This is a genomic window from Streptomyces sp. NPDC048514 (assembly GCF_043199955.1).
Lineage (GTDB): Bacteria > Actinomycetota > Actinomycetes > Streptomycetales > Streptomycetaceae > Streptomyces.
Genome location: NZ_JBICWT010000005.1, coordinates 184,490 through 197,320, shown reverse-complemented (window position 1 = coordinate 197,320; position 12,831 = coordinate 184,490). Strand labels below are relative to the sequence as shown.

Here is a 12,831-nt window from a genome sequence, read left to right as displayed (position 1 = left end):
CTCGGCACCGCCGCAGTCCGCCATCTGAGCGCAGTACGGACAGCAGGCTCCAGCCAGGAAGCCGTCGATGCGGCTGCGCACCCTCCGCATCGGTGGGCCCCTGCACGGTTCCGTCGCCCACGGCCTCGCCTGCGGCGCGCTCCTGTGCGTCCACATCGGCTCCTTCTGGAACGCCATGGCCTGGCACGGAACGGGATGTCCGGGCGAGCGGAAGCGGCTCCGGGAATGGTGGGGGATCACCAGCCGTGAGGAGTGGCAGTACTACCTGCATGACGTCATTGTCTGCGAGCAGCACAGTTCCGTCTGGGATTTCGCCCTCCGTCTGCGTCGCACCATCGCCCGGGACTTCGGCGGGCACGTCGACACGGGGTACTGGCGGCAGGCTGCCACCACTGGTCATCCGCGCCAACTCCGACGGTTCGATCCTCATGTCCGAGTACGGTGTCACCAAGACCGAGCCCCGGCCCGAGTCCGAGGCCGAGGCCCGTGTCGAAGGGGTACACCGGCTCATCGGACGTATCACCCGCTACGAGGCCCGGATGCGGGCCGACGGGGTGCTCGATGAGAACCGATACGTCTCGTCCGTCGACGCCTGGGACCTCGGCCGCGCCTCGAAGATGGCCCGGTGGGGACTCGGCGCCCGGTTCGGCACACTCAAGGAAGCCGAGTCCATCTGCCGGCGACGCATGCGCTCACGCTGTTGACCCGTCTAGCAAGTTGGACGTGGGGACTGCGGGTCAGGAGTGCATGCTGCTTCCTGGGCGGCCATAACCTCATCGCCGTACTCGAAGGCCCATGCGCCGACGGCGTCGATGGGCGCCAGCAAGGTCCTTCCCAGATCGGTGAGTTGGTACTCGACCCGTGATGGCGCGTCGGGGTCTGCCTGCCGGTCGACCAGTCCGTTGAACTGCAGCCGGCGCAGAGTCTCGGTGAGGACCTTGGAACTGATGCCCCCGATCCGCTCGCGTAATTCAACCGGTCGCATGGGACCGTCGCGCAGTGCCCAGAGCACCACGGCGTTCCAGGTGTTGGAGAGCAGGTCGAAGGCGAGGCGGGCGCGGCAGTCGGCGAGGAAAGCGTCGGTCGTCACGTACCAAATGGTGCCCGAACGGCCTTCTAGCGTCGGTGTGAACGGTCGAAGCAGGCACGGAGAGGGACCACGTGATGAGAATCGGCGTACTGGGCACGGGCAACATGGCCGACGCGCTCGCCACCCACTGGGTGCGGGCCGGGCACGACGTGACCATCGGGGGGCGGGACGCACACAAGACGGAGCGGCTCGCGACGCGCATCGGAGGCAGCGCGAAGCCTGGCAGTCTGCGCGCGGCGGCCGAGTCCGGCCAGGTGGTTTTGGCCGCGCTGCCCTTCGGGGCCGGAGTAGGAGTGGCACGGGACCTGCACGCGGCCCTGGAGGGCAAGGTGCTGCTCGACTGCTCCAACCCGGTCGGGCCGGGCTTCCGGCTGCTGACGGAAGGAGGCCCCTCAGCCGCGCAGCAACTGGCTGCGGCAGCACCGGGAGCCCACGTGGTCAAAGCTTTCAACCTCTGCCACGAGGGCGTGTGGCGGATGCGGCCGCCTGTCTTCGATGGGCGACCACTGGCCGTTCCGGTCTGCGGGGACGACGAGACGGCTCTCGTGCGTGTACGCGAGTTGGTGCGGGACGCGGGCTGTGAACCCGTGGCTGGCGGCGGTCTCGAACGTGCGGGACTGCTGGAAGCGACCGCCGCGCTGTTCATCGCGCTGTGGGTCGGCGAGGGAGCGGATGCCCAGGCAATCGCCCCTCCGCTGGCATACGCGGCCGGACCGAGCCGCCAGGAAGCGGAGGGTGGCACGACGACCTTCCGTTAGGGGTTCTTAGTCCCTTCTGGAAGATTCGGTGCAACGCCTCGTGCGACGAGCCGACCATCAGCTCTCCTTTCGCAGGACGTGATCAACGAGCTGGACCGGAGGAAGTTCGCACCACACGTACTTGCCTCGATCGCCGAACCTGGCCGAGGGGCGCCAGCCCCACACCTCGGTGCAGGCCCGGACCAGCGCGAGGCCCCGCCCGTCCTCCAGCTCGGTGACCTGGTCCAACGCTCGTGGTGGCTCGGGGGGCGCCGGATCCGTGTCCCACGCCCCGATCCACACCACCCCCTCCGGAGTGCGGCGCACCCTCAGCGCCGCCGGGCCCTTGGTGTGCCGTACGGCGTTCGAGACCAGCTCGGTCGCCAGCAGCTCGGCGGTGTCCACCAGCCCGATCAGCCCGTGCATCGTCAGGATCAGGCGCAGGGTGCGGCGGCAGACGGTGACGGCTCTGAGGTCGTTGGGGATGTAGAGGGTGTAGTCCCAGGTCTCGATTTCGGGCATGCGTCATCGACTCCCGTGAGTGAGTGGGGATTCCGCACGCGGTGGCATTGCCGCGGCCGTCATGGCACGACGGTGCGGTGCACTTCCGCTGTGTGTGCGACGTAACTGAAAGTAGGGCATAAATTTCATTCACAGCAAGTGGATCGCATAACCTTGCCCCGAACGAGCTGACTCACCAGGGCCGTTGAGGAAAGAGGACGCCGTGCCAGCACGACGGAACCCGACTGCACGCCAAGTTCGCCTGGGAAGAGAGCTGCGGAGACTGCGCGAGGCCGCAGGGCTGAAGGCGACCGAGGCGGCGGCCCTGCTCGGTACGAACTCCGTACAGATGAGTCAGATGGAGTCTGGGATCGCGGGAGTCAGTGAGCAGCGCGTGCGTCGGCTCGCCGCCAACTACGCCTGTTCGGACGCCGACCTGATCGACGCCCTGGCGGCCATGGCAGCGGACCGCACGCGTGGCTGGTGGGAGGAGTACCGGGGCGCCCTCCCTGCCGCCTACCAGGACCTCGCCGAGCTGGATCATCATGCGAGGTTCCGCAAGGACGTGGCGGTCATCCACGTACCGGGGCTGCTACAGACGGAGGATTACGCCCGCGCCCTCTTCGCCTACATGAACCCGGAGTTCCCCGCCAACGAGGTCAACCTGCGAGTGGAGCACCGAATGCGGCGGAGGGTCGTCATCGACAGCCCCGACCCCACCCCCTACGAGACACTCATCCACGAGGCGGCGCTTCGAATCCGGGTGGCTGGGCGCGCCGCTTCCCGGGCCCAGCTCAGCACCATCCTGGAGGCGTCCGAGGCCGACCATGTCACCGTGCGGGTCATCCCCTTCGCACTGGACGACTTCGCAGGGGCCGGAAGCACCATGGTGCACCTGGGCGGAGCCGTCCCTCGGCTGGACACCGTCGTGCGGGACGCTCCGCACGGCACCGCCTTCGTCGATTCCGAAGCCCAGCTGGAGCACTTTCGAAGGCTCTTCCGTAAGGTGAGAGCAGAGGCGCTGTCGCCCGAACAATCGCGCGACCTCATCCACCGGCTGGCGAAGGAGTCGTGAGGACCGGCATGACCACCCCCACCTCATGGAAGAAGTCGTCCTTCTCCGGCGGAGGTGAGGGCAACGACTGCGTCGAAGTCGCCCACCTGGACACGCACATAGCCGTCCGCGACTCGAAGGCCCCCGCCCGAGCCACCCTCACCTTCCCGGCCGTCTCCTTCACCCGCTTCGTCGAAGCCCTCAAGGAAGCGGACCGGTAGGGCCTGCGGCCGGCCGGCGACGCGGTCAGGCCGTTTCCCTGCTCGCGCCAGGCGCCGGCCGGACGACCCCGGGCAGCCGCCGGCCATGCCGCGGTCAGGGCGCGTACACCTGCCGCAGGCTGTGGATCGCGCCGTCGTCGCCCGTCTCGTACTTGAACACCAGGCCCGCGTCGGGGTGGGCGTCGAGCCAGTCGATCAGTTCCTGGACGCCGATGTGCTGATTCTTGCTGCCGCTGGTGATGGGGTTGGTGGCGGTGACGTACGCGGCCTGGTCGAGGGCCCAGCGGCTGTCCTCGCCGTCGGTGAGGAAGGGCCTGCCGTCGGTCTCCTTGCCGGGGCAGCCCCAGGCCCCGTGCTGGATGACGAGATTCACCTTGCCGGTGCCGGCTGGGAGTTCCTCGACGCGGTTGACGACGATCTCGTCGGGGTCGGCGTGGTCCGGGTCCGGCGCCTTCGTGGCACAGTCGGCGGCCGGGGCCGTGGTACCGGCCGGCCCGGTGGTCTTCGGCGCGGGCTTCGCCGTAGACGTTCCGGCGCCCCCCGAGCCCGAGCTCCCCGAGCCCGGGCTCCGCGTGCCCGGCGCCGCCGTCGCCGTGGACCCGCCCTTGCCGCCGCCGGACGTGCCCGCCGTCGAGCCGGCCTTCGCCGAGGCGCTCTGCGCGGCGCCGGCACCGGTGGTGGAGTCTTCGCCCTGGCATGCGGTGAGCGCCGCGGCCAGTGCGACGGCCGCACAGGCGATGACGGCAGGTCTGAGGCGGTTGGCGTTCATGTGGGTCGTCCCCCCTGGTCGTGTGCGGCCCGGACGGCCGCGTCGGACGGGACCGTAGCAACGGCCCGCCGGCACCGCACTACTGGAACGTTCCTCGTCACCGACTGCGGACACGGCCGTCACGAGGCACGGATCATGTGACGCGGTCGGGGGGAGAACGGGCGGTGACCGCGGGCCGCCGGTGTGCGCGGGCGGCGAACGGTTCGCGCCAACAGTCGCCTCCGGTGTTGACCCGTTCATGCCAGCGGCCCACCATGACGCCAACCCCGCACAGCGGGCCCACAGGGAGCCCCACGAAACGGTCCCGGCGGGTCCGCACCCCGCACGTCGCACTGGAACACCCCCACCTCCACCCACAAGGAGCGTTCATGCGACTTCGCATCCGCGGCTCAGGCGCGCGCGGCGGCAGACGTACCGCCGCCCTCGGTGCGCTGCTGGCCCTCGCCCTCGCCGCCCCCGTCTCGGCCACCGTCGGACAGGCCAGCGCCGACAGTTCCCGCAGGGTCGCGCCCTCCGGGGACGACATCCGGCAGTACGAGATCCACCAGAGCACCACCCCCGTGACCCGTACGGCCATCCAGGCGACCGGCGTCACCGTGGACGAGGCCGACGAGGAGACCGTCGTCGTGTCCGGGCGGCCCGGGCAGATCCGGGAGCTGCGGCGGCTCGGCTACGAGGTCAGCCCGCTGGGGGCCACCCCGCAGCGGCCCGGGCAGCGGCTGCTCGACTTCCCGTCCTCCGACGCGAAGTACCACAACTACGCCGAGATGAACGCCGAGATCGACCAGCGGATCGCCGCCTACCCGGGCATCATGAACAAGCGGGTGATCGGGAAGTCGTACCAGGGGCGGGACATCGTCGCCATCAAGGTCAGTGACAACGTCGGCACCGACGAGGACGAGCCCGAGGTGCTGTTCACCGCCCACCAGCACGCCCGTGAGCACCTGACCGTGGAGATGGCGCTGTATCTGCTGCGCGAGCTCGGCGCGGGATACGGCACCGACTCCCGGATCACGAACGTCGTCAACAGCCGCGAGATATGGATCGTGCCGGATCTGAACCCGGACGGCGGCGAGTACGACATCGCCACCGGGTCCTACCGGTCGTGGCGGAAGAACCGGCAGCCCAACTCCGGTTCCTCGTACGTCGGGACCGACCTGAACCGGAACTGGGACTACAAGTGGGGCTGCTGCGGCGGGTCCTCGGGCAGCAAGTCGTCCGAGACCTACCGCGGTGCCTCCCCCGAGTCCGCGCCCGAGGTGAAGGTCGTCGCCGACTTCGTCCGCGGCCGGGTCGTCGGGGGCAAGCAGCAGATCAAGGCGGGCATCGACTTCCACACCTACAGCGAGCTGGTGCTGTGGCCGTTCGGGTGGACGTACGACGACACCGCCCCCGGGATGACCGCGGACGACGCGGCCGCGTTCAAGGCCGTGGGGCAGAAGATGGCCGCCAGCAACGGGTACACGGCGGAGCAGTCCAGCGACCTGTACATCACCGACGGGTCCATCGACGACTACCTGTGGGGTACGCAGAAGATCTTCGACTACACCTTCGAGATGTATCCGACGTCCGCCTGGAACGGAGGGTTCTACCCGCCCGACGAGGTCATCGAGCGGGAGACCTCCCGTGACAGGGACGCCGTGCTGCAGCTGCTGGAGAACGCGGACTGCATGTACCGGTCGATCGGCAAGGCCGGCCAGTACTGCGGTTGACGGCTGCTCCGGCCTGTGGGCCAGGCCGGTTGGAACGGGAGCCCCCGGTTCTGCGAAGATCACGCCGCAGGCAACTTCACATCTGAACGGGGATCAACGTGACGACACGACTGGCTACACGCATCGCGGTCGCGACGGGTGCCGCCGCCCTGGCCGTCACCACGGCCACGGGCTCCGCATCGGCGGCCTCCTACGTCGACAAGGACACGCGGGGCTGCTCCACCACGCACGGTTGTGCGTACGGCATCGCGATCCACTACTGGTACAAGAAGGGCTCCAACAGCCGAGGCGTCTCGTGGGTCGACGCGACCAAGGAGACCAAGTCGAACAAGGCCTTCTACGCCCGCTGGCTGTACCAGAAGCCCGGCGGCAGGCAGCACGTCGGCAAGAGCTGGAAGAAGGCCAAGGACTTCGGCTACTTCATGGAGGCCGACTGGAACGCCGCCAAGCACAAGGGCCCCGTGTTCCCCAGGAACACCAAGATCTGCATCCAGTTCAAGGGCTACTCGACGCAGCTCTGCAAGACGCTCAAGTAGCAAGGGACGAAGGCGGGGAGCGACGGTGTGTGGCTCCCCGCCCGTCTAGGCGGCGTCGCCGTCCTCGAAGTAGGCGTCCAGCACGGCGTCCAGCTCCGACTCCCAGTCCGCGAAGCGCGCCCTGGCCGGCGCCTCGATCTCGATCGGGTACCAGCGCCGCTCAGGCGTGTACACGGTGATCGTGAAGCGCTTGCCGAAGCGGGGCGACTCCGTTTCGACCGCGGCGATCTCGTCCCAGCGGAACTCGCAGGACTCCTCGTCGAGGCTGAGGCGGACGCCCTTGCGGTCGGCCACAATCCTCGCGCGGCGGTCGGCGGCCTCGAAGACGGGTCCGCCGGCCGCCTCCTCGTCGGCCGCCGGTCCCTCCCGCTCCGCCGGTTCGGCGTCTTCCGGTGCCCCGGCATCCGCCGGCTCGGTCGCCGTGTCCGCGTCCGCGTCCGGCGCTGCTTCCCGCACCGCGTCCTGCGGCTCGGCCTGCGCCGGAACCGCGGCCGCCGCGACCGGAGCCGTGATGCCGGGGATGAAGGCCGGGTCGAAGCCGGCCCCCGTCACGGGCTCGGCCTTCACGGACCCGGTCTTCACCGAACCGGCCTCGGCACCGGCGGGGACCGGCTCGGCCTTCACCGAACCGGCCTTCGCGGGCTCGGCCTTCACCGGCTCGGCCCTCGCCGAACCAGGCTCAGCCGACTCGGCGTTCGCCGGACCAGCCTCCGTCGGCTCGCCCTCGGACGGCTTGCTGTTCGATCCTATGCGCTGCTCCACGGCGGCAGTATGGACGACTTCCCTGTGCCGGAACCAGTCAGCCCGCCCATCACTTCGGCAACACCGGCCCGCCGCCTACACGAACAGGCTCACCACCGCCGCCACCGCGAACCCCGCCACCGACAGCACCGACTCCAGGACCGTCCACGTCTTCAGGGTGTCCCGTTCACTGATGCCGAAGTACTTCGCCACCATCCAGAAGCCGCCGTCGTTGACGTGCGAGGCGAAGATGGAGCCGGCCGAGATCGCCATGATGACGAGGGCGACGAAGGCCTGGGAGTGGTGGCCCTCGGCCAGGAGCGGGGCGACGATGCCCGCCGTCGTCACGATCGCGACCGTCGCCGAGCCCTGGGCGATCCGCAGGACCAGGGAGATCAGGTACGAGAGGACGATCACCGGCAGGCCCACGCCGTCGAAGGTGTCCGAGAGCGCCTGGGCCACCCCGCTCGCCTTCAGTACGGCGCCGAAGATGCCGCCCGCGCCCACCACCAGCAGGATGTTGCCGACCGGCTTGAGGGAGGAAGTGGACACCGCCTCCAGGGACTTGCGCGACCAGCCCCGCCGGATGCCGAGCAGGTAGTAGGCGAGGAGCAGGGCGATGGTGAGGGCGACGAAGGGGTGGCCGAAGAACTCCAGCACCGAGCGGCCGGGGGACGGGTCCAGGGCGATCGAGGAGAAGGTCGCGGCGAGGATCAGGATCAGGGGCGTACCGATGATCGTGAGCACCGTGCCGAGCGGTACCGGCTTCTCCTGCGGTGCCACGCCCTGGGCGCGCTGTTCCTCCACCACCGCCCGCCTGGCCTCCTCCGCGGCCTCGACCATGTCCTGCGGTACGGCGACGAAGATCCGCTTGCCGATCCAGGCGGCGTACGCCCACGCGGCCAGCACGGCCGGGATGCCGCAGACGATGCCCATGAGGATGACCCAGCCGAGCTGGACGTGCAGCAGTCCGGCGGCGGCGACCGGGCCGGGATGCGGCGGCAGGAAGGCGTGGGTCATGGACAGGCCCGCGAGGAGCGGCAGGCAGTAGAGGAGGATCGACTTTCCGCCGCGCTTGGCGGCCGCGTAGACGATCGGGGCGAGGACGAAGATGCCCACGTCGAAGAAGACCGGGATGCCGAAGATCAGACCGGTCAGGCCCATGGCGAGGGGGGCGCGGCGTTCGCCGAAGAGGTTCAGCAGGCGTGAGGCGAGGACCTCCGCGCCGCCGCTGACCTCGAGGATCGCGCCGAGCATGGTGCCAAGGCCGATGATGATCGCGACGTGGCCGAGGATGCCGCCCATGCCGGACTCGATGGTGGAGACGGCGTCGGAGCGCTGGACGGTGCCGAAGAGTTCGGTGACCGACAGGCCGGCCAGCAGGCCGACGGCTATGGAGACGGTGAGCAGGGCCACGAAGGGCTGGAGTCTGACCTTGATGATCAGGAAGAGCAGCAGGGCCATGCCGAGCCCGGCGACGGTGAGCAGTCCGGGTGTGCCGTCGATCAGGAGGAGCAGACCGCCGGTGTGGGGCGGGGCGGCGGGGGCGGCCGCGGCGAGCGGGAGGGACATACGGGGGGCCTCTTTGTAAGTGCATCGTGCTTTCGGGCAGGGGGGAGCGCGGCACGGCGCCCCGGAGGGTGCCGTGCCGTGTGCGTGGTACGGGTGGAGAGAGGGGCCGGCGGCTCAGCCGAGTACGGCGAGCGCGTCGATCTCGATGAGGAGGCCGGCCGGCAGTCCGACGTAGACCGTCGTGCGGGCGGCGGGGGGCTGGGTGAGGCCCTGCTCCTCGAAGTAGGTGTTGTAGACGTCGTTCATCTCGGCGAAGTGGTCCACGTCGGTCAGGTAGACGCGGATCATCATCACGTCGTCCCAGCCGGCGCCGCCCTCTTCGAGGATCGCCTTGACGTTGGCGAGGGTCTGCAGGGTCTGCTCGCGCAGGGTGGGTCCGGCCGGCGTCGGGGGCTTGCCCTCCTCGGCGGGCAGGAAGCCGACCTGGCCGGCGACCTGGAGGATGTTGCCCTTGCGCACCCCGTGGGAGAACCTCGCGGGCGGAGTGGTGTGGGTCTTCGGGGTGAGCGCGGTCTTGTCCGTCATGCGGGGTCCCTTACTGGTGTTCTGCCGGAGTACTCGCCGCTGATCGCGTCCGCCGTACGGCGCACCAGCGGGAGCAGGGTGAGGAGTTCCTCGGTGGTGACGACGACGTTGGGCGCGGACACCGACATCGCGGCGACCACCCGGCCGTCGGCGCCGCGGATGGGGGCCGCGACGCAGTTGATGGACTCCTCGTGGCCACCGAGGTCGGTGGCCCAGCCCTGTTCGCGCACCTGCTCGAGCTCCCGCAGGAAGGCGGGGGCGCCGGCGGTGGAACGGGCCGTGTAGAGGGGGTAGTCGAGCTTGTCCGCGAGGGCGCGGCGCTCGGCTTCGGGCAGGTCGGCGAGGAGGAGCTTGGCCACGGCGGCGACGGTGATCGCCACCGGCTTGCCGATGCGCGAGTACATGCGCACGGGGTAGCGGCTCTCCACCTTGTCGATGTAGAGCACCTCGCCCTCCTCGTACACCGCGAGGTGCACGGTGTGTCCGCACTGCTCGTTCAGGCGGACCAGGTGCGGGTGGGCGATCTCGCGGATGTCGAGGTTCTCCATCGCCTCCTGGGCGAGGGCGAAGAGACGGGCGCCGAGGCGGTAGCGCTGGTCGGACTGGCGGTAGACCAGGCCGTGCTCGTGCAGGGTGCGCAGGAGGCGCAGCGCCGTGGACTTGTGCACGCCCAGGCGGTCGGCGACCTGCCCGAGGTCGGCGGGGCCCTCGGCGAGCAGCGGCAGGATGCTCAGGGCGCGGTCGACGGTCTGACTCATGGGGTGTTCGCCTCCTCGGTGGCCCGCTCGGCTTGCGTCCAGCCGGGGCCGAGTCGAAGTCTCCCCCATGCCGTGTCGTCCAGGGCGGCCAGGCGGTCGGCGTGGCCGCGGGTGGGGGGTGCGGCCAGGTCTCCGGGGGTGGTGAGCGCGGCGGCGGCGAAGAGGTGGCCGTGCCGGAGGCGGTCCCGGGCGGGCAGGCCGCGCAGTGTTGCGGAGAGGAATCCGGCGGCGAAGGCGTCCCCGGCGCCGATGTGGGCGACGACGTCCACCCGCGGGGGACGGACGAACGTCGCGTCGCCGCCGGAGTCCTCCGTCGGCCGGGCGTCCCGGGTGAAGACGGTCGCTCCGTCCCCGCCCTGCTTGACGACGACGATCCCCGGCTCGGGCAGTGCTTCCACGATGGCGCGTGGGCCGTGCAAACCCCAGGCGTCGCGCGCCTCGTCGTCGCCGACGAACACGATGTCGGCGCGCCGCGCCAGTTCCAGCAGGACACGGGGTCCGTCGGCGTCGCGCCACAGCGCGGGCCGGTGGTTGACGTCGAAGGAGACCAGCGGACGGCCGGGCCTGGGTGCGGTCAGTTCGCCCATCAGCTCCAGGCAGGGCGCCGACAGCGCCGCCGTGATGCCGGACAGGTGCAGGACGCGTCCCGCCCGTGCCGCGGCCAGGTCCACGGTGTCCACGGCCATCGCGGAGGCCGCGGAGCCGGACCGGTAGTAGGCCACCTCGTGGGCGTCGGTGGCCCGGTCGGCCGCCGTGCGGAAGTAGATGCCGGTGGGCCGGTCCGGGTCGGTGCGTACCGCGCCCGTGTCGACTCCGTACCCGGCGATCCGCTCCACCAGGTGCTGTCCGAACCCGTCGGCGCCCACCCGGCTCACCCAGCGGGCCGTGTGTCCGGCCGCCGCCAGCACGCAGGCCACGTTCGACTCGGCTCCGCCGATGGCCCGGTCGAAGGAGGGCACATCGGCGAGGCGTCCGGGGCGGCTGGGCAGGAAGGTGACCATGGACTCGCCGAGCGCGACGACGTCGACGACCTCGGGGGCGGCGCTCGGATGGCCTTCGGCGGTCACGATGGCGGGGGCTCCTCGTCGGTTCCGGGATGGGGTCCCCGGCGGTTTCGTCGACCCCGTGTCGGGTGGGGTCCCGCCGGGCGGCGGTTTCGTCGACCCCGTGTCGGGTGGGATCCCGCCGGGCGGCGGTTTCATTGACCCTGTGCGGGGTGGGGTCCCGCCGGGCGGCGGTTTCATTGACCCCGTGTTGGCCGAGATGTTAGACAGCTGTGAGCGACATACGCAATGGGTGTTGCAATATTTGCAACGCACCTGATCAGGAGGCTGAGATGGCTCTGGACACCGGCACCGAGGCGCTTGACCGCCTCGCCGAGGAACGGGTCGACCACCGCTTCAAGGGCCTCCCGCCGGACTCCTGGGGCCTGACCGTCGCCGAGCTGGCCGGGCTGCGCCGCAACCTGTTCACGGACGGCTTCACCACCCCCGTCCTCGCCCTGTCCGCCGAGCGCCTGGAGCACAATCTGGCGCTGATGGAGACGTACACCGTCCGGCACGGCCTCGCCTTCGCCCCGCACGGCAAGACCTCCATGGCCCCGCAGCTCTTCCGGCGCCAGATGGAGCACGGCGCCTGGGGCATCACCCTGGCGGTGCCCCATCAGGTGCGCGTCGCCCGGGCCTTCGGCGTCCAGCGGGTCTTCCTCGCGAACGAGCTGGTGGACGCCTCCGCGCTGCGCTGGATCGCCGGCGAGCTGGCCGCCGATCCGGAGTTCCGCTTCGTCTGTTACGTCGACTCGGTGCGTGGCGTCGAGCTGATGGACGCGGCCCTGCGCGGCGCGAGCCGTCCGGTGGACGTGGTCGTGGAGCTCGCGGCGGGCGACGGAGCCCGTACCGGGGTGCGCACCGAGGCCGAGTGCGCCGCCGTCGCCGGCGCCGTGGCCGCCGTACCGACGCTGCGGCTCGTCGGGGTCGCGGGATACGAGGGCGAGGTGCCGCAGCCCGATCCGGAGCGCGTGCGGTCGTATCTGCGGCGGCTGGTGGCGCTGGCCGCCGACCTCGACGAGAACGGCCGGTTCGATGCGGCGGAGGAGATCGTGGTGAGCGCGGGCGGCAGCGCCTGGTTCGACACGGTGGCCGACGTGTTCGCGGAGATCCCCGGACTGTCCCTGCCCGTGCTGAAGCTGCTGCGCTCGGGCGCGTACGTCTCGCACGACGACGGGCACTACCGCCGCCTCACCCCGTTCGCCCGCGTCCCCGAGGAGGGCGCCCTGGAACCCGCCTTCCGGCTGTGGACGCAGGTGATCTCCCGACCCTCGCCCGACCAGGCCTTCGCCAACGCGGGCAAGCGTGACGCGGCCTACGACCTGGACCTGCCCGACGCCCAGGTGATCCGCAGGGACGGCGTCGAGCGGCCGGCCACCGGCGTCACCGTGACCGGCCTGTCCGACCAGCACGCCTGGCTGGGCACGACGGCCGAGGCGGACCTGGAGGTGGGCGACTGGATCGGTCTCGGCCTGTCCCACCCGTGCACGTCCTTCGACAAGTGGCAGCTGATCCCGGTGGCCGAGGCGGACGGCACGGTCGTCGACTACATCCGCACGTTCTTCTAGG

The 12,831-nt window shown here is 70.5% G+C and carries 15 protein-coding genes; 7 read left to right on the top strand and 8 right to left on the bottom strand.

The genetic code is table 11. The annotated features are described in order from the left end of the window. Positions 1-428: 428 nt before the first annotated feature. Positions 429-704, top strand: a complete 276-nt coding sequence (locus ACGFT2_RS12610; protein WP_393276792.1) for a DUF1266 domain-containing protein — start codon at positions 429-431, stop codon at positions 702-704. Between the two features lie 5 nt (positions 705-709). Here ACGFT2_RS12610 and ACGFT2_RS12605 read toward each other — a convergent pair whose 3' ends face one another. Continuing rightward, the gene (locus tag ACGFT2_RS12605) at positions 710-1,090 is read right to left on the bottom strand and encodes a winged helix-turn-helix transcriptional regulator (protein ID WP_393276789.1); all 381 of its coding nucleotides are present in this window, start codon (positions 1,088-1,090) and stop codon (positions 710-712) included. Between the two features lie 74 nt (positions 1,091-1,164). Here ACGFT2_RS12605 and ACGFT2_RS12600 point away from each other — a divergent pair, with 74 nt between their 5' ends. Continuing rightward, on the top strand, positions 1,165-1,848 hold the full coding sequence (locus ACGFT2_RS12600; protein WP_393276787.1) for an NADPH-dependent F420 reductase: 684 nt from the start codon (positions 1,165-1,167) through the stop codon (positions 1,846-1,848). Between the two features lie 57 nt (positions 1,849-1,905). Here ACGFT2_RS12600 and ACGFT2_RS12595 read toward each other — a convergent pair whose 3' ends face one another. After that, a complete protein-coding gene (locus ACGFT2_RS12595) occupies positions 1,906-2,349 on the bottom strand; it encodes an ATP-binding protein (protein WP_393276784.1) in 444 nt (147 codons plus the stop codon). A 202-nt stretch (positions 2,350-2,551) separates the two neighbouring features. Here ACGFT2_RS12595 and ACGFT2_RS12590 point away from each other — a divergent pair, with 202 nt between their 5' ends. Beyond that, on the top strand, positions 2,552-3,403 hold the full coding sequence (locus tag ACGFT2_RS12590; protein ID WP_393276782.1) for a helix-turn-helix domain-containing protein: 852 nt from the start codon (positions 2,552-2,554) through the stop codon (positions 3,401-3,403). Between the two features lie 8 nt (positions 3,404-3,411). After that, positions 3,412-3,603 carry a DUF397 domain-containing protein gene (locus ACGFT2_RS12585; RefSeq protein WP_393276780.1) on the top strand — a complete coding sequence of 64 codons (192 nt, stop codon included), beginning with the start codon at positions 3,412-3,414 and terminating at the stop codon, positions 3,601-3,603. A gap of 94 nt (positions 3,604-3,697) precedes the next feature. Here ACGFT2_RS12585 and ACGFT2_RS12580 read toward each other — a convergent pair whose 3' ends face one another. Beyond that, on the bottom strand, positions 3,698-4,372 hold the full coding sequence (locus tag ACGFT2_RS12580; protein WP_393276777.1) for a hypothetical protein: 675 nt from the start codon (positions 4,370-4,372) through the stop codon (positions 3,698-3,700). Positions 4,373-4,740: 368 nt separating this feature from the next. On the opposite strand from ACGFT2_RS12580, the gene ACGFT2_RS12575 reads away from it, so the two are divergent. After that, a complete protein-coding gene (locus tag ACGFT2_RS12575; protein WP_393276774.1) occupies positions 4,741-6,084 on the top strand; it encodes a M14 family metallopeptidase in 1,344 nt (447 codons plus the stop codon). A 98-nt stretch (positions 6,085-6,182) separates the two neighbouring features. After that, positions 6,183-6,620: a hypothetical protein gene (locus tag ACGFT2_RS12570; RefSeq protein ID WP_393276771.1), complete on the top strand. Its 438-nt coding sequence runs from the start codon at positions 6,183-6,185 to the stop codon at positions 6,618-6,620. Positions 6,621-6,665: 45 nt separating this feature from the next. On the opposite strand, the gene ACGFT2_RS12565 is transcribed toward ACGFT2_RS12570, so the two are convergent. From ACGFT2_RS12565 to ACGFT2_RS12545, 5 genes are all read right to left on the bottom strand, one after another. Beyond that, positions 6,666-7,382, bottom strand: a complete 717-nt coding sequence (locus ACGFT2_RS12565; protein ID WP_393276768.1) for a hypothetical protein — start codon at positions 7,380-7,382, stop codon at positions 6,666-6,668. 75 nt (positions 7,383-7,457) lie between these two features. Further along, entirely contained in the window at positions 7,458-8,933 is a 1,476-nt protein-coding gene (locus ACGFT2_RS12560; RefSeq protein ID WP_393276765.1) for a GntP family permease, read from the bottom strand. Positions 8,934-9,047: 114 nt separating this feature from the next. Beyond that, entirely contained in the window at positions 9,048-9,458 is a 411-nt protein-coding gene (locus tag ACGFT2_RS12555; RefSeq protein ID WP_393276762.1) for a RidA family protein, read from the bottom strand. After that, positions 9,455-10,216, bottom strand: coding sequence for an IclR family transcriptional regulator (locus ACGFT2_RS12550; RefSeq protein WP_393276759.1), 762 nt, complete (start codon positions 10,214-10,216; stop codon positions 9,455-9,457). The genes ACGFT2_RS12555 and ACGFT2_RS12550 overlap by 4 nt, the downstream gene beginning before the upstream one ends. Then, entirely contained in the window at positions 10,213-11,283 is a 1,071-nt protein-coding gene (locus ACGFT2_RS12545; RefSeq protein WP_393276756.1) for a sugar kinase, read from the bottom strand. Before ACGFT2_RS12545 ends, ACGFT2_RS12550 begins: the two co-directional genes overlap by 4 nt. Positions 11,284-11,552: 269 nt before the next feature. On the opposite strand from ACGFT2_RS12545, the gene ACGFT2_RS12540 reads away from it, so the two are divergent. Continuing rightward, the gene (locus ACGFT2_RS12540; RefSeq protein ID WP_393276753.1) at positions 11,553-12,830 is read left to right on the top strand and encodes an amino acid deaminase; all 1,278 of its coding nucleotides are present in this window, start codon (positions 11,553-11,555) and stop codon (positions 12,828-12,830) included. Position 12,831: the final 1 nt, after the last annotated feature.

Excerpts from the sequence above, each read along its gene's own strand:
- ACGFT2_RS12540 (WP_393276753.1), top strand. The coding sequence starts at position 11,553 with ATGGCTCTGGACACCGGCACCGAGGCGCTTGACCGCCTCGCCGAGGAA.
- ACGFT2_RS12600 (WP_393276787.1), top strand. The coding sequence starts at position 1,165 with ATGAGAATCGGCGTACTGGGCACGGGCAACATGGCCGACGCGCTCGCC.
- ACGFT2_RS12555 (WP_393276762.1), bottom strand. The coding sequence starts at position 9,458 with ATGACGGACAAGACCGCGCTCACCCCGAAGACCCACACCACTCCGCCC.
- ACGFT2_RS12595 (WP_393276784.1), bottom strand. The coding sequence starts at position 2,349 with ATGCCCGAAATCGAGACCTGGGACTACACCCTCTACATCCCCAACGAC.
- ACGFT2_RS12585 (WP_393276780.1), top strand. The coding sequence starts at position 3,412 with ATGACCACCCCCACCTCATGGAAGAAGTCGTCCTTCTCCGGCGGAGGT.
- ACGFT2_RS12610 (WP_393276792.1), top strand. The coding sequence starts at position 429 with ATGTCCGAGTACGGTGTCACCAAGACCGAGCCCCGGCCCGAGTCCGAG.
- ACGFT2_RS12550 (WP_393276759.1), bottom strand. The coding sequence starts at position 10,216 with ATGAGTCAGACCGTCGACCGCGCCCTGAGCATCCTGCCGCTGCTCGCC.
- ACGFT2_RS12580 (WP_393276777.1), bottom strand. The coding sequence starts at position 4,372 with ATGAACGCCAACCGCCTCAGACCTGCCGTCATCGCCTGTGCGGCCGTC.
- ACGFT2_RS12560 (WP_393276765.1), bottom strand. The coding sequence starts at position 8,933 with ATGTCCCTCCCGCTCGCCGCGGCCGCCCCCGCCGCCCCGCCCCACACC.
- ACGFT2_RS12575 (WP_393276774.1), top strand. The coding sequence starts at position 4,741 with ATGCGACTTCGCATCCGCGGCTCAGGCGCGCGCGGCGGCAGACGTACC.